Source organism: Ochrobactrum sp. P6BSIII (assembly GCF_014138065.1).
Classification (GTDB): domain Bacteria; phylum Pseudomonadota; class Alphaproteobacteria; order Rhizobiales; family Rhizobiaceae; genus Brucella.
The window spans coordinates 420,520-436,846 of the sequence record NZ_JACGXB010000003.1 but is presented as its reverse complement, the minus strand read 5'-3'; the positions used below and the strand labels follow the sequence as shown (position 1 = coordinate 436,846).

The window sequence follows — 16,327 nt, the reverse complement described above, 5'->3', positions numbered from 1 at the left end:
TCGAGCAGTTCTGCGTCGTCAACCTGATCGCACTTGTTCAGGAACACAACGATTGCCGGAACGCCAACCTGACGAGCGAGCAGGATGTGCTCACGGGTCTGCGGCATCGGGCCGTCAGCTGCCGAAACAACCAGGATCGCGCCGTCCATCTGTGCAGCGCCGGTGATCATGTTCTTCACATAGTCAGCGTGGCCTGGGCAATCGACGTGGGCGTAGTGACGAGCTGCGGTTTCGTACTCAACGTGAGCCGTCGAGATCGTGATGCCGCGGGCGCGTTCTTCCGGTGCAGCGTCGATCTGGTCATACGCCTTGAATTCACCGAAGAACTTCGTGATTGCCGCAGTCAACGAGGTCTTGCCATGGTCAACGTGACCGATGGTGCCGATGTTAACGTGGGGCTTGTTACGTTCGAATTTGCTCTTAGCCATCGCCGTTGTTCTCTTTGTTCTAGAACCGCTCAAGCGCCAGCGCAAAAGCCGATTGGCTTCGGGGCCAGCATTTATGCCAAAACGGAACGGCGAACCGCCCGTCGATGATTCCCTACACGCCTATCCGCTCTTGAAAACTGGAGCGGGTAACGGGAATCGAACCCGTGTATTCAGCTTGGAAGGCTGCTGCTCTACCATTGAGCTATACCCGCATACTCTAAACTCTAATCCGACAGTGGTGGAGGAAGTTGGATTTGAACCAACGTAGGCTTAGCCAACGGATTTACAGTCCGTCCCCTTTAACCGCTCGGGCATTCCTCCTAATATCACTATCAGCAGAGTCGAGTAACTAGGCATTTTTGCGAAGCGGTCGGTTGGCTGTTGGGCTCGCCGTCGCTCCACGGGGGCCTTATGACGATAAGCGCTTCCCCTGTCAACAGGGCAAAAGCGAAAAGAATGCATGCCTATCCACAGTTTGACCAAAGCATTCCAAAAGACCGGGCTCAGGCAGGCATTCGGATATGCAAAAAAATCAGGACATGCGGGCTTTCGCCTCTTAATAGGCAGCCATAACAGCCTGATAGTATTTACAGGGCAAGCAGCTATCTTCCCTCTCTCTTAAGAGTTATAAGCGCGCCATGACCGATCAGAACACGCCCCGCACCCCTAAAGATACTCATTATGCGCGCCTGCGCCGCCAGCATCGCGACCAGAAAGCCGTAGCAGAAGGCAAGGCGCCGCACAGGCCCCAGCGCGCCGCCATATTGGCCAGCGCCGTCGCGGATGGCACTGTGCGCCTTTATGGGCTGCATACAGTGCGCGCAGCCGTTGAAAATCCGGCTCGCAAGATTCTGCGCATGCGCGCGACGCGCAATGGTTTTGCACGGCTTGAAATCGGAGAAGCCGATTCGCTGCCCTTCCCCGTCGAAATTGTCGATCCGAAAGACATCGACAAGGAAACCGGTTCCGACGCCGTGCATCAGGGCGTGATGATCGAAGCAGAACCGCTGCGTGCGAAAAAACTCTCTGAACTTCAGGAAAGCCCGCTTCTGCTGGTTCTTGATCAGGTGACCGATCCGCACAATGTCGGCGCGATCATGCGGTCGGCTGTGGCCTTTGGTGCAGGAGCACTGATCACCACCAGCCGCCACAGCCCGCAGGAAACCGGCGTTCTGGCCAAGGCTGCATCCGGTGCGCTTGAACTTATCCCGCATATAGAGGTGAGAAACCTCGCCGAAGCGATTGAAGAACTCCATGGTCTGGGTTTCCAGACCATCGGCCTTGATTCGGAAGGCCCGCAGGAAATGGAAGCAACGCTTGCCGGCGGACGAATCGCTCTGGTTCTCGGTGCGGAAGGAAAAGGCCTGCGCCAGAAGACGCGGGAAACCGTGACGGCACTTGCACGCCTCGATATGCCCGGCGAGATTAAATCGCTCAATGTCTCAAACGCCGCAGCGATTTCGCTCTATGCGGCAGAGCGCTATTTGCGCAATCGTTGATTCGGCCCCATGCGCCGCGTGAGATTTCTTACCGGCGCATGGCATTGTTGAACGAATATGTTCAAGCGGTCGCGATATAGGTGCGAATTTCGTCGGCCTCGCGCTCCACATCTTCGATTCGCCGTTTCACGACGTCACCGATAGAGATGATTCCGACAAGTTTGCCGTGTTCTTCAACCGGCATATGTCTGAAACGGCTGCGCGTCATGATTTCCATGACCTGATTGATCGTGTGATGCTCCCGGCAGACCTGCACTTTTGCGGTCATGACCTCTGCAACCGGCATGGCCATCGCGCCGCTTTCCTTGACGGACAGCGCCCGGACCACATCGCGTTCGGAAAGAATGCCTTTGATATGACCGGCCTCGTCGCAAACCACCAGCGCGCCGATCTTGTGCTTGTTCAACATGGCAACGGCATGGGAAAGCGTGTCGGCAGGTGCAATTACAACGACATCCCTGCCCTTTTTCTCGAGAATCGATCTTACTGTCATGCCAAGTCCCTCCAAGATTTAGCATTCGCTGTTTCAGGCGCTCAAACACCTGAAAACAGAACGCAGCTCCTCCCGCCGCGTTCCATGATGGTGCGCTTTGATTGCACGTTTAGCAAGTACCATAAAACTGGGAGGGAACTGTTCTAACGCCTTAGAACTGCGTCATAGCTGCGCGGACGATCAAGCAGCGAAATCCCGAAGAAACCGGCGATAAAACCGCCAATATGCGCTTCCCAGGCAATGCCCGACAAATCAGCGCCGCCGGTCGTGTAGAGACCGGTGATGATATTGATCACAAACCAGACGCCAACGAAGGTCAGGACAGGCTTCAGCGTCAGCGTGAAGCCAACCGGCAGCACCGGACCGGCAAATTCTGCGCGTCGTCCGGAATTCACACGCCGGAACCCATAGCGCGCCGAAGCGCCCATCATGCCGGAAATCGCGCCCGAAGCCCCTACCAGTGGAGTCACGCTATCCGGATAAACCGCATAATGCGTTAGTCCGGCGATAATCGCCGTGAAAATCCAGAAAATGATCATGCGAGCCGTTCCGATTCGCCCGGCCAGAGGCGAACCGAAGGCGGCAAGCCAGATCATATTGACCACGATATGCTCGATACCGCCATGCATGAAGGAATAGCTGATCAGCGTGAACAGGCCTGCCGGGTCAGAAAAACCGCCCGCCATCGAGAACCGCGCCGGGATCAGTGAGAAGTTCAGCATGAACTCATAGTTCTGTTGCTCGCTGATCAGATAGTTCTGATAGACATAGACCGCGACGCAGATGCCGATCAGCGCGATCACCACGCCTGGAATATTGAAGATCGGCTCACTTCCGCCCGAACGACCGCGATTACCCTGCATTTCCGGTTGCGGAAGGACCATGAACACTGCTTTCCAGATTGCGAAACCGCGATGGGGCCAGTCAGGCCCAGAAACGACAATCGGCCCAATCGGACCGCTCACGTGGCGAAACCAGCATTTGATAGGATAGAAATCGTTAAAAATAAAGGCCAGTGGAGGTCAACCACCGGCCCTGACGCGAACCACCGAGATTCGCAAAAATTACGACTGGATCTCAGAAAAACGCCAACCAAGACAATGGCTTCGTCTGATGTCCTCATCAAACGCCAGCACTATCCGCATTGCAAGAATTACTTGTTGTTAACCTTAACAGCCGAGCGTCGTGGATGAAGAAAGGGTTAAGCTGGCATCTGCGCCGTTAATACTATTTTAATGGTCGCGAACCGGAGCCAAGGCGCTTCGCAAACGACCAGCATTCCCAATTCACCCAGAATCAAACGAACGGCGCACGATGAAACACCGCAGCACGATCGCGATCTTCAGCGAATGGCAGCGACTGGCCTTTGATCGCAATGACGATCTTGAGCACGGTTTCCAGGCGCCGCAGCGCACCGATGTCGAACCGCGTCGGCTCGGTCGGCATTTGTCCGATCTCTTTTTCGTGGAAGCCGACGAAAATGGCGAACTGGTCTTTCGTCTTGGCGGTACGCGAATCTGCACCCTGTTCGGTCGCGAACTGAAAGGCGTGCGCCTGTTATCCTTATGGCCGGAGCGTGACCGCCCTGCCCTCAGTGAATTGGCGCAGAATGTCAGCGCGATGCAGATCCCGGCGCTGAGCCTTCATGATGGAATCAGTCTTTCGGGTCGCAGCCTCAGCTTTGAAATGCTGCTCGTCCCTTTGGAAACGAGCAACGGTCGCGTCGGCCTTATGGGCAGCATGGCCGTTCTGGACAATGTGACATGGGCAGGCGCCGACCCTCTGGTGCTCGGTCACCTCAACCATATTGAGCCGATTGCACCGGACGTGGCGCTTGCCGACGAAGCGGTGAAGGCGGCCATCTTCACAGTCAATGCTTCGAATCGTACCCGCCAATGGACGGAAACTCGCATGGCGACGCAACCCATGCGCAAGGCACCGCATCTGCGCGTCATCAATGGCGGCAAAGCCTGAAATCACAGTTTCTCTTTTGCGCCAAAACTGCTTTAAGTGTAACGTAAATAACAGGTTATTGGCGAAAGACTGAGATGGGCCAGCTTCAATGAGGGGATTTGCGGCGACATCACCTGCGAACAGCGGGCGGCAGGATAATTTCAATGCCGTGAATGTCGATCTCAACGGTCGCTATATGCTGGAAAACCGCAGCGAATATCCTTGCGTCCTGAAGCGCATGTCGCCCGGCACCGCCCTGATGACCGGTATCGCAACGCCGCGCAACGGCGAGCGTATCATTGCCTATATCGACCATGTCGGACGAATCGAAGGCACGGCCTACCAGATTTCAGCAGAAGGCTTTCACCTTCTTCTCACCAATACCGCGACCAAGAAGGACAAGCTTTCAGCGCAGCTGACATGGCTTGCCAACCGGCATGAACTTTCCCTGCCGGAAGATCGCCGCCATGAGCGTGTCGTACCGCGCAAGTCGCATCAGAATGTCACCTTCCCCGATGGCACCCAGTTGCTCTGCCGTATTGCCGACTTGTCGCTTTCAGGCGCGGCTATCGAATGTGACGTCAAGCCCGCCATCAAGAGCGGTGTTCTGCTGGGGCCGATCCGCGGACGGGTCGTGCGCCATTTCGCAGACGGGTTCGCCATCGAGTTCGCCACAATCCAGACCAGCACCACGCTCGACGGGCTTTTCTCCTAATTCTTAGTGTATGAATCAAAAAGCGGCAGGCCGTAGCGAAAATGGTGATTTCGAGAACCGGAGCGGAGTGTACTTTTGGGTACATGAGCACCGGAAGCGCAGAAATTGCCATTTGCAGCCCGGCATGGCGACTTTTGGATCAGACACTTACACCGCTGAAAAGATGAACGTCTGTCAAGGTTACGGATTGGCAAACCGCCTTCGTGGGTATAAACATGGAAATCACGCGAAAACCCGCGTTTTCAGGCTGAAATAGCCGCTTTCTTTACAAAAAGTTTCAGTATTCCGCGCAGTTTTAATCGAATTTGAATCGCATTTTCGCGCTCAAATTTGCGCGGCTTCAAATTGTCCCGGTCATTTTGATCTCCAACAGGGAGACAAAAGAATGACCAAGCAAACCATCATCGCAGCATTTCTTCTGCTGATTGGCGTCGGGCTGGCCCAGGCAGCGAACCCGGCCTCCAACTCGCCATGGATGAGCACCGGCGAGCGTACCTCGCAGCCGATCGGACATTATGAATTTTGCGAACGCTATCCGGCCGAATGCAAAATCGTCAGCCGCAACACCAATGCTCTCAAGCTGACGCCGAAGCTTTGGCAGCAGATCATTGCCGTCAATGACAGCGTCAACACACGAATCAAGCCGGCCACCGACATGGAAGTCTGGGGTCGCGAGGAATATTGGGAATATCCGGTAACCGCTGGTGACTGTGACGACTACATGCTGGAAAAGCAGCGCGAGCTGATGGCGCTTGGCATTCCTGCCAACACGCTGCTGTTCACAGTCGTTCGCCAGCCGAATGGTGACGGCCATGCCGTCCTGACGGTTCGCACCGACCGCGGCGACTTCATTCTCGACAATCTCGATGAGCGCGTTCTGGCCTGGAACAAGACCGACTACACCTACCTGAAGCGTCAGTCGACGGCGAATAGCGGCAGCTGGGTTTCGATCAAGGATGACCGCGACATCCTCGTCGGCAGCATCAAGAACTGATCAGACGCCGATTTCGATAAAAGGACGGGTCGCCAGTCTCCCTCTGGCCCCGTCCTTTTTTATTGTCGAGATGTCAGGCTGGTTCCATGCCGCGCATGAAGGAATGCCCCTTCTCGACATAATGCTTGGCGGATAGCTTCAGCTTTTCCACCGCCGCCTCGTCCAGCTCACGCAAAACGCGCGCGGGCGAGCCCACAACCAGCGAGTTGTCCGGGATTTCCTTGCCTTCCGTCACCAGAGCACCGGCGCCGATAAGGCAGTTCTTGCCGATTTTCGCGCCATTGAGCACGATAGCGCCCATACCGATCAGCGTATTCTCGCCGATCGTGCATCCATGCAGGATCGCCCGATGGCCAATGGTGCAGCCTGCACCAATGGTCAGCGGAAAGCCGATATCGGTATGCATGATGCAGTGTTCCTGCACATTGGTGTCATCCCCGACGGAAATCACTTCATTGTCGCCGCGGAGCACAGCGCCAAACCAGAAACCCACATTCTCGCCCACGACCACCTTGCCGATCAGTGTCGCATCCGGCGCAATCCAGTTGCTGGCGCGGTCTGCGAAATGTGGCTTGTGTCCGTTATAAGCATAAATCGGCATGTGGGCTCCTCCATCAGAATGTCGTCATGAAAAGAGCTAAGCTTTTTTTGGATGCGGAACAAGCGCGGCTTCATGCTCCGTTAACCATAAAAGGCCGATAATCGCTGCAATATCATCAGCATGGCATTCCCGCCGAATGGAAAGCGCAATCGAAACCACCACGACAAAAGATGGCAACCGGCTGTTCGTCCGCGTTTTGCTGGCAATTGCCGTGCTTGTCGTGCTTTCCGTCACAATCAATATTGGCGGGCGCATCCTCGGCCCGATGATTGCGCGCGGCGGCCATTCCGACAGCACGCATCTCTATAAAGTGCTGATCGGCAATAATGTCCTGTCGATACCAGCCAATATGATCCGCTTTTCCAATCAGCGGCGCGACGGCCTTACGACACGCCTCGATCTATACGCGCGCTGGCCCGGACTGACTGGCTATACCGAAGCGGACCGCGCAATCTTCAATCTGCTGACGCCAAAACGGCAATTGCTATTCATGTCGATCGAAGAGCGCACCATGTCCCGCGACATGAGCGGACGCTATCTGCCGATCTATGCTGCGCTGATTGAGCCGGAGGGCGAAGCTTTACCGGGAGGGCTGACCGTCCACCGGTTTACGGAAGGCAGCGGCTACACCGGCGAAGAACTGGTCCTCTCCGATACGACAAGTGGCAATCCCGCGTTCGTGGCACGGTGCATGAGCGATGCATCGGCGGAAAACTTCAATGCCTGCGAGCGCGATATCCAGTTCGGCAAAGGGCTGCAGATTCTCTATCGCTTCCCCCGCGATATGCTGCCCGAGTGGAAAACACTCGATGAAGCCATGCGACAGTTCGCAACCGGGCATCTGTTGGGAAATAACTAAACAAAACGCCCTCTCCGCAATGCAGAAAGGGCGTCAGATTGTCGGCCTATGACGGATCATCCTGGGTCACGTTCGAAAAAATCTTGCGATTTTTCGAAGTCGCGCCTTAGAGATCGACGTCGAGAATAGCCATCGAGAAATTGTAGGACAGTTCGCCTTCGTCCTCATCCTTGTAGATCAGGCCCAGAAACTCGTCGTCAATATAAAGCTCAGCCGAGTCGTTCTTGCGCGGGCGCGCCTTCACCTGAAGGCCCTGATTGTTGAAGGTCCGTTTGAAATAGGCGTCCAGTTTTTTGAGTTCTTCGGGTTTCAACCGGCTTCTCCTGAATTTGAATGAGGCCGGTTTATTGCACCCGGTCTTTTGTGATGTAAACCCCTGGGGAGCCAGTCCTTCGGGGTTTTAGCGCCTAACCACCGCTTTCGACAAGATATAGGCCGCTTGCGGAAAAAAACCAGCAAGCGGCCCGGATTCTGTGCGTTCTGCGTTGGAACGATTAAATGCCTTCACCCAGCACGCCATCGCCCAGCAACTGATCCATGACGCGGGACGGTTCCGTGCAGCCCGTATCGCCCATGATCTTGGCAGGCACACCGGCAACCGTGACATTGTGTGGAACAGGCTTGAGCACGACAGAACCTGCCGCGATCTTCGAGCAATGACCGACTTCAATATTGCCGAGAATCTTCGCGCCAGCACCGATCAGCACGCCATGGCGAATCTTGGGATGGCGATCCCCGCTCGACTTGCCCGTGCCGCCCAGCGTGACGCCATGCAAGATCGACACATTGTCTTCAATCAGTGCGGTCTCGCCGACGACAAGCCCTGTCGCGTGATCGAGGAAAAGCCCGCTGCCCAACTGCGCCGCCGGATGAATGTCGGTCTGGAAGATCGACGACGAACGGCTCTGCAGATAATAGGCAAAGTCGCGACGGCCCTGATGATAGAGCCAATGCGCCAGACGGTGCGTCTGGATCGCATGAAAGCCCTTCAGATACAGGATCGGGTCCATGAAACGGCTATAGGCCGGGTCGCGGTCGTAAACGGCCTGAATATCCACACGAACGGTCTGCGACCATTCCGGGTTGGCGTCCAGCATGGCATCAAATGTCTGGCGCAGAATATCGGCACTCAGATCCGCATGGCCGAGACGTTCCGAAATGCGGTGCATGACGGCATCTTCAAGGCTCGGCTGGTTGAGGATCGTCGCGTAAAGAAACGTTCCCAGCACCGGGTCGGACTTGGCGGCTTCCTCCGCTTCGGCGCGGATGGAGTGCCAGATAGGATCGACTTGCCCGAGGCTGGCATTCAATTTCGCAGTTGAGCGAACAGACATGGATATACTCCGGTTTTGCACCGCGCGGGCCAGACAAAAGCCGAATTTTCCGGCATGGCTCCGCACCGCAATACGAGTTCGGCGCGCAGCATAACTGAAAACGCTTTGCCTTGACACCGCAGAAATTGACACAGGCCCTATAGGGCGATCAGAGCGGATTTTCCTCGAGAAATTGCAGCACTGCCTTCTTGTAAACCTTGTCGCCGACGGCCAGCATGTGGTCGCGCCCCGGGATATCGAGCGCCTGACCGTTTGGCAGAAGATCGGCCAGATCCTGCGGGTTGCCAGCAATGTCATCGGTTGTGCCGACGGCAACCAATACCGGTTGCATGATCCGTGCGATGGCTGCCGCCGGAACCAGTTCCTTCGAGGTGATCACACAGGCTGCAAGTGCAATGCGATCGCTCTTGGTCTGGTCTGCAAACTTCCGGAACATTTGCCCGCGCGCATGGGTGATGGTCGTCGGATCTTCCGCCAGAAGCGCCTCGCCAATCGGCTCCCAGTCGCCAGCCCCGGTGACCATGCCGATGCCCAATCCGCCGAAAATTGCGCTGTGAACACGCTCCGGATGCTCGATGGCCAGAAACGCGGTGATCCGCGCGCCCATCGAATAGCCCATCACATGCGCCTTCTCGATGCCCAGATGATCGAGCAGTGCAGCCGCATCGCCCGCCATCTTGGTCGGCGTGTAATCTCCCGCATTGTGGCTTTTTGCAGAGAAACCATGCCCGCGATCATCAATGGCGATGACACGATAGCCCGCCTCGGTCAGCGTCCGGAACCAGCCCGGCGAAACCCAATTGACCAGACTTGAAGACGCAAAGCCGTGGATCAGCAGGATCGGATCGCCTTCTCCATCCTGACGATATGCAAGACGCAAGCCGTCATTTTCGAAATATTCGATATCGAGGGCACTCAACTGTTCATTCCTTTTGATTGTTCCGTCGGCGGTGCTTGGCGCGATTAGGATCGACACTCGCCGCATATCACGCGGTGGACGGCCCTGTCGCCCTTCTTGATGCCGGTACGCTTTACCGTACCGGCGAGAAGCTCGACCACAAAGGCTGCTGGCACTTCGGATGAAATGATATTTTCCGAATAGGGCACCGCATTTTCGTGAATTGCCGTGACACGGCCCTTGTCGTCAAGGAAAACCATATCCAGCGGCAGTGGGGTGTTCTGCATCCACATCATCACGCGACGCATCTCACCGAAAACGAAGATCATTGCGCGGTCTTTGGGGAAATCGGTGCGCCACATCAGCCCGCGCACACGGGCATCGTCGGAATCCGCCACTTCCAGCGCAAAGGGGAGTTTATTGCCCTTGGCCGTAATAAAGGTCAGCGGCGCGGCATCCACTGGCAAGCGCATCGGCTGCTTTTCCTGCGCCTGCGCGCCGAAAGCTGCGAATAAAAATGCAAAAACGAAAAAGAACCGAGCCATACTCAACCCACGCCAAAAACCTGCAATTCGGGCGGGGAGATTATCAACGCGGTCTATTGGGGACAAGAGACGAAGGGCCACCCCTCACCGCCTTTTGACTACAATAGTCACAGACAGTTCAAAGCGGGCCGCATCAAAGGCCAATTTCACGCATATCCGCCTCCCAAAGCGCTTTCACTTTGGGAAGACAGGTTCAACTTGCTTGGAAAATCAGTGTGAAACCGGGATGGCCGTGCCGATATCAGGGTGAATTTCAGCAGCCATCAGGCCCTTGTCGCCCGTACCGAAACGAATGAGCACGACCTGACCGGGACGCAATTCCATCATGCCGAAACGGCGCAGCGTTTCCATATGAATGAAAATATCCTCGGTGCCCTCACCGCGGGTGAGAAAGCCGAAACCCTTGGTACGGTTGAACCACTTGACGATGACGCGCTCAAGACCGCTCGACGGCGTGACCGTCACATGCGTGCGCTGCGGCGGCATCTGCGCCGGATGAACGGCAGTGGATGTGTCCATCGAAAGAACGCGGAAACATTGCATGCCGCGCTCACCGTTGCGAACTTCGCAGACGATTCGTGCGCCTTCCAGTGCCGTCTGGAAGCCATCGCGGCGAAGCGACGTCACATGAAGCAGGATATCGTTCAGGCCCGGCTGATCCGGCACAATGAAACCGTAGCCTTTGGCCACGTCGAACCACTTGATGTGGCCCGAAATTTCAATGATATCGCCCAGCTCTTCCGAGGCGTGCTGGCTGTGAAACTGGTCATTCGACACAGACTTGTCCGCCATGCGTTCGCCCCTCCTCTTTTCTTCCGTTGCGATTCAAAGCTGATTCTTAATCAAAGAATAACACTTCATTAACCGGAGGCGGCAAGCCTAAACTTTTGTTCTCCCCCACGATCATCACAGACTTTGTGTTTCCATGGTTACCGCACCTGCCGCAAAGCCCTGAAACCGACTTCATTTCGGGACATATGGCAATGCCGCCCGAGGGCAATTCCCCATGTGATGTTTTTTGACGACATTGCAGGTTTGCGCTTGTCCGAAACTGCAAAACAAAAAGTGAAACGTGGAAAAGCGCCTGCTATTTGCTATATCCCTTCGCGAGCCCCAAACGCTTCGGCACATGCTGGAAATGCTTCAGGAGAATAATATGCGCTATTTGCACACGATGGTTCGAATCCGCGACATCGACGAATCTCTCGATTTCTACGTGAATAAATTCGGTCTTGAAGAAACCCGCCGCATCGAAAACGAAAAAGGGCGTTTCACGCTGATCTTTCTTGCCGCCCCCGGCGATGCAGAACGCGCCAAGGCAGAGCGCGCCCCAACGCTGGAACTGACCTATAACTGGGACAAGGAAGCCTATAAGGGCGGACGCAATTTCGGCCATCTCGCCTATGAAGTAGACGACATTTACGCCACCTGCCAGAAGCTTCAGGATGCCGGCATCGTCATCAACCGCCCACCACGCGACGGCCACATGGCTTTCATCAAGACGCCGGATGGCATTTCCATTGAGCTGATCCAGAAGGGCGAGAGCCTTGCACCGCAGGAGCCCTGGGCTTCCGCCGAGAATATCGGCAGCTGGTGAGAATTCGCTTTTCACGCATTATCCTGCGCTAAACCGCTTCGCACTTTCGCTAGAAATGCTCTAATAGAAAAAGCCCGGTCGCGAGACCGGGCTTTTTTGTTGATTGGAATGTTTATTCCGTTCCCTGAATTGCAGCGAGCAACCAATCGCCGCCATCGACACGGGTAAAGGTCCAGATTTCTGTGCTTTCGACGGGCTCGTTCGCGTTCCCTTCGACAACTGCCCCGGTGTTGCGATCAAGCATGACGTCGATTGCAGAGTAGCGGATCGCCACGGTTGCATATTCGACATTGCCTTCACGCCAGGCTTCCGAAACATCGCCCTGAAGCAGCTTTACGTCCTTCACTTCGTTGCGCATACCGCTGGAAGCGATTTCGCCCAGTTCTTCAGCGAGGTAGGACATGGCTTCCGGCGTGGTCAGCTTGCGCAGTGCAGCATAATCTTCGCCGCCATAGGCACTCTGGACTTCCGAAAGCATCTGCTCGAAACGATCAAGCTCTTCCTGTCCGACATCCATCGGCTCTTCTTCAACCGCCGGGGCAACCGGCGCTTCTGCCTGCTTGGCGTTTGCGCCGAATGGATTAACCGAAGGCGTGCGGCCGCCAAAGTTACCAGCCTGCTGCGGCGCAGCATCCTTTGCAGTGCCAAACGGCTGCGCCGAACCGAAAGGCTGCGCATTTGCATTGCCAGCGCCTGCCGTTGCCGTTGCACCCTGACGGCGATTGGCGAACATGCGCATGACGAACATTGCGATCAGCGCGATCACGCCCACCTGCAACAGAAGGCCGAACATGCCAGCCAGACCACCAAGGCCGTTACCGAGCATCATGCCGATCAGACCGCCAACCAGTAGGCCACCCAGCATGGAGCGACCAAAGTTGCCAAACATGCCGCCTGCACGCGCCGGAGCCGCATTCTGCGCGCCAGCGGCGGCAGGACGGGTCGTCTGCGTTGCGCCAGTATTCGGCGTCATCGAACGTTCAATCGGAGCTGCATTATTCGGTGCGGTACGCGTCGGCGCTGGCGCTTGATAGGTACGCGCGCCACGGCTGCCAAAACCGCCTCCGCCTGCACGGCGAGCCTCGGCGAAATCGACAGCGGCGAATGAGGCGATCAGGCCCAGGACCATCGCAGCGGTCAGTTTTGTCAGGCGGTTTCCGAAACCCGGCATTGTTTACTCCCATTTAGAGACATGACTGAATGTTTAAATCATTGCTCATATGGGAATTGCCCCCTGTTCTTCACAAGGGCGTGAACGCAAAAAATCGAGAAATTTCAAATGCGGTTCAAACCGGCTTTGCTGCATCCAGAATCTGGATCTGGGGCGAGACCGAACCGTTCCAATGATTGAGCGACAGGTTGCCGACGACATGAACGCTCTGCCCGATATTGTTGAACAGGAAGCGCCCGAGATCGCCCTCTGCCACGCGAAACGCGATGGCATTGACCCGCTTGCCGTCCGCGCCGCGCAAGGCAACACGCACATGGTCGCGACCGACACCGCGCACATCGGCCAGCACATGATGCGGCAGAGCCAGGGTCGGTTGTGGATGGGCGGAACCGTAAGGTCCGGCTTTCTGCAAGGCTTCATAAAGCGAAACGGTTGCACCTGAAGCAGCCAGCGCACCGTCTATCGAGAGGCTCTGGTTTTCGCGCAGGCGCGCAACCACATGCGCCGATTCATCTTCAAGATAGGCTCTCAGCGCGCCGAGCTTGGAGCGTTCGATGGTGATACCCGCCGCCATGGCATGACCGCCGCCCTTGACGAGCAACCCGCGCTCCACAGCACCGCGCACCACTTTGCCGAGGTCAAGGCCGCTGATCGAGCGCCCCGAACCGGAGCCGACGCCATTAGCGTTAAAGGCAATGGCGAAAGCGGGTCGACGCGCCTTTTCCTTCAAGCGCGAAGCCAGCAAGCCGACGATGCCCGGATGCCAGCGTTCGCTGGCCGTCACGATCACCGAAGCGCCCTCACCGCCTGAAATCTCGAGCGATGCTTCCGCTTCCGCTTCCAGAAGCATTTCCGCTTCCATCGCCTGTCGTTCCTGATTGAGCCGATCGAGTTCGACGGCGATACGGTCTGCCATCGATGGATCGTCGAGCGTCAACAGCCGCGCACCCAGCCCGGCATCGCCGATACGACCGCCCGCATTGATGCGCGGGCCGATGAGATAGCCAAGATGGAAGACATTGATCGGTTCGCCGATGCGCGACACCCGCGCAAGCGCTGCCAGTCCGGCATTGCTCTGCGCACGCGCAACCAGCAAACCCTTGACGACGAAAGCGCGATTGACGCCTTGAAGCGGCACCACATCGCAGACGGTTGCGAGCGCGACAAGATCAAGCAGCGAAAGCAGGTCCGGTGCTGCGCCCTTGCCCCGTTCGCGCAAGATCTTGGTGACCTGCACCAATGTCAGAAACACGACGCCCGCAGCGCAAAGATGGCCCTGTTGCGAAAGATCGTCTTCGCGGTTGGGGTTGACGATGGCCACCGCATCTTCCGGCAGATCGCCGCCAACCTGATGGTGGTCAAGCACGACAACATCCGCTCCGGCCTGTTTGGCCGCAGTGATCGACGGAGCGCTGTTCGTGCCGCAGTCGACGGTGACGATCAGGCTCGCGCCCTTGGAAACCAGCTCGCGCATGGCATCGGGATTGGGGCCGTACCCCTCAAAAATCCGGTCCGGAATGTAGATCGAATGCTGAATGCCATAATGTTTTAGAAAACGCGCCATCAGCGCAGAAGAACATGCACCGTCGACGTCATAATCGCCGAAGATCGCCACAGTTTCCCGGCGCTCGATAGCATCGGCAATACGGCTTGCCGCCTTTTCCATATCGGTCAGCGTCGACGGATCGGGCATGAGATTGCGCAGCGTCGGATCAACAAATTCCGGCGCGCCTTCTACTGTTACGCCTCGTCCCGCCAACACCCGCGCCACCAGATCGGAAATGCCATGATGCTGGGCGATGGCAAGCGCTGTGTTCGCTTCGCGCAGGCCGAGCCGATCCACCCATTTCTGGCCGGTTGCAGATTGTTTTATTCCAAGGAAAAGGCGATCTGTCGTCATAAGCTCTTAAAGACACAAAAGGCGGCATATTTGCAATGCCGCCCGCAATTTATCAGCCGCGCCTCATCTTAATTGTCACGCGCCGCACGGGCCATGCCATGCGCCACGAGCCGGTCGATGACTTCTGGATAGCTGACGCCACTCACTGCCATGACTTTCGAATACATGCTGATATTGGTGAAGCCCGGAATGGTATTCAGCTCATTGAGCAGATACCGCATATCCGGCGTCACGAAGAAATCGACACGCGCCATACTGTCACAACCAAGCGCCCGAAAGGCCCGCGCTGCAACCGCCTGAATTTCAGTCTCGATTTGCACCGGCAAGTCTGCCGGGACTTTCAGCGCTGCGCCATCTTCGTCGATATATTTGGCGTCATAGCTATAAAAGCCGTGGCTTTGCGCGGGCACGATTTCGCCGGTTCGCGATACGAACAGGCCGTGATTCTCGTCCTCCAGTACCGCACATTCAATCTCGCGGCCCTGAATAAACTCTTCCGCCAGAAGCTTGGCATCGTGCCGGAAGCCTTCCGCAAGCGCTTTCTCATAATCGGCTTCTGTCAGCACCTTACTGACACCAACCGACGAACCCTGCCGCGCAGGCTTGATGAACACCGGCAGGCCAAGCGCTTCGGTCATCGCGTCGAAGGATGGAACCGTCTCGCGCGTAATCGTCATGGCACGCGCCACGGGAATGCCTGCTTCGGTCAGCAGGCGCTTCGCAATATCCTTGTCGAGCGCATTCGCCGAACCACAAATGCCGCAACCCGCCATCGGCACACACGCCACTTCGGTCAGCCCCTGTATGCTGCCATCCTCGCCATGGAGGCCGTGCAAAACCGGAAACACAATGTCGATCCGCGCCAGTTCGTAAGGTAAACCGTTTTCGGGCAGCGCAACAGCACGTCCCTTGCCGCCAGGCAGCAATGACACCTCAGTGCCTTGTTCGGGCCGTTCCAGCTTGCCGCCCGCAAAGCTCGTCAGCAGCCATTGCCCCTCATGGGTGACATAGATTGGAATGGCTTCGTATTTGGCCGGATCCAATGCGTTCATGACATTCGTTGCTGAAAGAACCGACACTTCGTGCTCGGCGGAACGTCCGCCAAAGAGTACCGCGATCCGTAGCTTGTTTGGCGTTTCAGTCATGCCCGCTCCATTTTTTCATCAAAGGTGATTGAATACAGTCGCGATCAAAATGACAAATCTTTGGCCAAAGCAGCGGAGCAAGGCTCCATAAACAGAAATCCCGGAAAGCGCGGGGCTCTCCGGGATTTGTTTGCTTCGTCGTCAAGTTCGACGCCAGAAAACTAGAGCGGTTCCAGTTGAAACGGAATCGTGGAA

At 56.5% G+C, this 16,327-nt stretch carries 18 protein-coding genes and 2 tRNA genes; 6 read left to right on the top strand and 14 right to left on the bottom strand.

Translation table 11 applies throughout. From position 1 onward, the window contains the following. The 3 genes from FHW00_RS06380 to FHW00_RS06370 all read right to left on the bottom strand — a co-directional run. Positions 1 to 428 (bottom strand): GTP-binding protein (locus FHW00_RS06380; RefSeq protein WP_182514639.1); only part of this gene is annotated, 428 nt, incomplete at its 3' end. A 138-nt stretch (positions 429 to 566) separates the two neighbouring features. Beyond that, a tRNA-Gly gene (locus FHW00_RS06375) sits at positions 567 to 640 on the bottom strand. A 24-nt stretch (positions 641 to 664) separates the two neighbouring features. Continuing rightward, a tRNA-Tyr gene (locus FHW00_RS06370) sits at positions 665 to 749 on the bottom strand. Positions 750 to 1,066: 317 nt separating this feature from the next. Between FHW00_RS06370 and rlmB the strand changes: the two genes are divergently transcribed. Continuing rightward, a complete protein-coding gene (rlmB, locus tag FHW00_RS06365; RefSeq protein WP_078339262.1) occupies positions 1,067 to 1,927 on the top strand; it encodes a 23S rRNA (guanosine(2251)-2'-O)-methyltransferase RlmB in 861 nt (286 codons plus the stop codon). Between the two features lie 61 nt (positions 1,928 to 1,988). On the opposite strand, the gene FHW00_RS06360 is transcribed toward rlmB, so the two are convergent. Together FHW00_RS06360 and FHW00_RS06355 are read right to left on the bottom strand one after the other, a co-directional pair. Next, positions 1,989 to 2,420 carry a CBS domain-containing protein gene (locus FHW00_RS06360; RefSeq protein WP_078339263.1) on the bottom strand — a complete coding sequence of 144 codons (432 nt, stop codon included), beginning with the start codon at positions 2,418 to 2,420 and terminating at the stop codon, positions 1,989 to 1,991. A gap of 143 nt (positions 2,421 to 2,563) precedes the next feature. Beyond that, positions 2,564 to 3,304, bottom strand: coding sequence for a rhomboid family intramembrane serine protease (locus tag FHW00_RS06355; RefSeq protein ID WP_078339264.1), 741 nt, complete (start codon positions 3,302 to 3,304; stop codon positions 2,564 to 2,566). Between the two features lie 430 nt (positions 3,305 to 3,734). Between FHW00_RS06355 and FHW00_RS06350 the strand changes: the two genes are divergently transcribed. From FHW00_RS06350 to FHW00_RS06340, 3 genes are all read left to right on the top strand, one after another. Further along, complete coding sequence (locus FHW00_RS06350; protein ID WP_078339265.1) at positions 3,735 to 4,394, top strand: PAS domain-containing protein; 660 nt, start codon at positions 3,735 to 3,737, stop codon at positions 4,392 to 4,394. A gap of 88 nt (positions 4,395 to 4,482) precedes the next feature. Then, entirely contained in the window at positions 4,483 to 5,088 is a 606-nt protein-coding gene (locus FHW00_RS06345; RefSeq protein WP_078339266.1) for a PilZ domain-containing protein, read from the top strand. Positions 5,089 to 5,473: 385 nt separating this feature from the next. Then, positions 5,474 to 6,082, top strand: coding sequence for a transglutaminase-like cysteine peptidase (locus FHW00_RS06340; protein WP_078339268.1), 609 nt, complete (start codon positions 5,474 to 5,476; stop codon positions 6,080 to 6,082). Between the two features lie 73 nt (positions 6,083 to 6,155). On the opposite strand, the gene FHW00_RS06335 is transcribed toward FHW00_RS06340, so the two are convergent. Continuing rightward, positions 6,156 to 6,683 carry a gamma carbonic anhydrase family protein gene (locus FHW00_RS06335; RefSeq protein ID WP_078339269.1) on the bottom strand — a complete coding sequence of 176 codons (528 nt, stop codon included), beginning with the start codon at positions 6,681 to 6,683 and terminating at the stop codon, positions 6,156 to 6,158. A gap of 136 nt (positions 6,684 to 6,819) precedes the next feature. On the opposite strand from FHW00_RS06335, the gene FHW00_RS06330 reads away from it, so the two are divergent. After that, the gene (locus FHW00_RS06330) at positions 6,820 to 7,542 is read left to right on the top strand and encodes a hypothetical protein (RefSeq protein WP_078339270.1); all 723 of its coding nucleotides are present in this window, start codon (positions 6,820 to 6,822) and stop codon (positions 7,540 to 7,542) included. A gap of 106 nt (positions 7,543 to 7,648) precedes the next feature. On the opposite strand, the gene FHW00_RS06325 is transcribed toward FHW00_RS06330, so the two are convergent. The 5 genes from FHW00_RS06325 to FHW00_RS06305 all read right to left on the bottom strand — a co-directional run bounded on the left by FHW00_RS06325 (position 7,649) and on the right by FHW00_RS06305 (position 11,111). Beyond that, positions 7,649 to 7,855, bottom strand: coding sequence for a DUF3126 family protein (locus FHW00_RS06325; protein ID WP_078339271.1), 207 nt, complete (start codon positions 7,853 to 7,855; stop codon positions 7,649 to 7,651). A 181-nt stretch (positions 7,856 to 8,036) separates the two neighbouring features. Then, positions 8,037 to 8,876, bottom strand: coding sequence for a serine O-acetyltransferase (gene cysE, locus FHW00_RS06320; protein ID WP_078339272.1), 840 nt, complete (start codon positions 8,874 to 8,876; stop codon positions 8,037 to 8,039). Positions 8,877 to 9,024: 148 nt separating this feature from the next. Beyond that, positions 9,025 to 9,795, bottom strand: coding sequence for an alpha/beta fold hydrolase (locus FHW00_RS06315; protein WP_078339273.1), 771 nt, complete (start codon positions 9,793 to 9,795; stop codon positions 9,025 to 9,027). A gap of 44 nt (positions 9,796 to 9,839) precedes the next feature. Further along, positions 9,840 to 10,319 carry a DUF192 domain-containing protein gene (locus FHW00_RS06310; protein ID WP_078339274.1) on the bottom strand — a complete coding sequence of 160 codons (480 nt, stop codon included), beginning with the start codon at positions 10,317 to 10,319 and terminating at the stop codon, positions 9,840 to 9,842. Between the two features lie 210 nt (positions 10,320 to 10,529). Beyond that, positions 10,530 to 11,111, bottom strand: a complete 582-nt coding sequence (locus tag FHW00_RS06305) for a cold-shock protein (RefSeq protein WP_078339275.1) — start codon at positions 11,109 to 11,111, stop codon at positions 10,530 to 10,532. 364 nt (positions 11,112 to 11,475) lie between these two features. Between FHW00_RS06305 and FHW00_RS06300 the strand changes: the two genes are divergently transcribed. Next, on the top strand, positions 11,476 to 11,916 hold the full coding sequence (locus FHW00_RS06300) for a VOC family protein (RefSeq protein WP_078339276.1): 441 nt from the start codon (positions 11,476 to 11,478) through the stop codon (positions 11,914 to 11,916). Between the two features lie 112 nt (positions 11,917 to 12,028). Here FHW00_RS06300 and FHW00_RS06295 read toward each other — a convergent pair whose 3' ends face one another. The 3 genes from FHW00_RS06295 to FHW00_RS06285 all read right to left on the bottom strand — a co-directional run bounded on the left by FHW00_RS06295 (position 12,029) and on the right by FHW00_RS06285 (position 16,132). Further along, positions 12,029 to 13,087 (bottom strand): Tim44 domain-containing protein, encoded by a 1,059-nt coding sequence (locus tag FHW00_RS06295; RefSeq protein WP_078339277.1) that lies wholly within the window; start codon positions 13,085 to 13,087, stop codon positions 12,029 to 12,031. 115 nt (positions 13,088 to 13,202) lie between these two features. Beyond that, positions 13,203 to 14,987 carry a single-stranded-DNA-specific exonuclease RecJ gene (gene recJ, locus FHW00_RS06290; protein ID WP_078339278.1) on the bottom strand — a complete coding sequence of 595 codons (1,785 nt, stop codon included), beginning with the start codon at positions 14,985 to 14,987 and terminating at the stop codon, positions 13,203 to 13,205. Between the two features lie 68 nt (positions 14,988 to 15,055). Beyond that, complete coding sequence (locus FHW00_RS06285; protein WP_078339279.1) at positions 15,056 to 16,132, bottom strand: D-alanine--D-alanine ligase family protein; 1,077 nt, start codon at positions 16,130 to 16,132, stop codon at positions 15,056 to 15,058. Positions 16,133 to 16,327: the final 195 nt, after the last annotated feature.

What these genes read in the sequence shown, in the direction of transcription:
- rlmB (WP_078339262.1), top strand. Translation starts at nt 1,067, where the DNA reads ATGACCGATCAGAACACGCCCCGCACCCCTAAAGATACTCATTATGCG.
- FHW00_RS06360 (WP_078339263.1), bottom strand. Translation starts at nt 2,420, where the DNA reads ATGACAGTAAGATCGATTCTCGAGAAAAAGGGCAGGGATGTCGTTGTA.
- FHW00_RS06355 (WP_078339264.1), bottom strand. Translation starts at nt 3,304, where the DNA reads ATGGTCCTTCCGCAACCGGAAATGCAGGGTAATCGCGGTCGTTCGGGC.
- FHW00_RS06350 (WP_078339265.1), top strand. Translation starts at nt 3,735, where the DNA reads ATGAAACACCGCAGCACGATCGCGATCTTCAGCGAATGGCAGCGACTG.
- FHW00_RS06345 (WP_078339266.1), top strand. Translation starts at nt 4,483, where the DNA reads ATGAGGGGATTTGCGGCGACATCACCTGCGAACAGCGGGCGGCAGGAT.
- FHW00_RS06340 (WP_078339268.1), top strand. Translation starts at nt 5,474, where the DNA reads ATGACCAAGCAAACCATCATCGCAGCATTTCTTCTGCTGATTGGCGTC.
- FHW00_RS06335 (WP_078339269.1), bottom strand. Translation starts at nt 6,683, where the DNA reads ATGCCGATTTATGCTTATAACGGACACAAGCCACATTTCGCAGACCGC.
- FHW00_RS06330 (WP_078339270.1), top strand. Translation starts at nt 6,820, where the DNA reads ATGGAAAGCGCAATCGAAACCACCACGACAAAAGATGGCAACCGGCTG.
- cysE (WP_078339272.1), bottom strand. Translation starts at nt 8,876, where the DNA reads ATGTCTGTTCGCTCAACTGCGAAATTGAATGCCAGCCTCGGGCAAGTC.
- FHW00_RS06310 (WP_078339274.1), bottom strand. Translation starts at nt 10,319, where the DNA reads ATGGCTCGGTTCTTTTTCGTTTTTGCATTTTTATTCGCAGCTTTCGGC.
- FHW00_RS06305 (WP_078339275.1), bottom strand. Translation starts at nt 11,111, where the DNA reads ATGGCGGACAAGTCTGTGTCGAATGACCAGTTTCACAGCCAGCACGCC.
- FHW00_RS06300 (WP_078339276.1), top strand. Translation starts at nt 11,476, where the DNA reads ATGCGCTATTTGCACACGATGGTTCGAATCCGCGACATCGACGAATCT.
- FHW00_RS06295 (WP_078339277.1), bottom strand. Translation starts at nt 13,087, where the DNA reads ATGCCGGGTTTCGGAAACCGCCTGACAAAACTGACCGCTGCGATGGTC.
- recJ (WP_078339278.1), bottom strand. Translation starts at nt 14,987, where the DNA reads ATGACGACAGATCGCCTTTTCCTTGGAATAAAACAATCTGCAACCGGC.
- FHW00_RS06285 (WP_078339279.1), bottom strand. Translation starts at nt 16,132, where the DNA reads ATGACTGAAACGCCAAACAAGCTACGGATCGCGGTACTCTTTGGCGGA.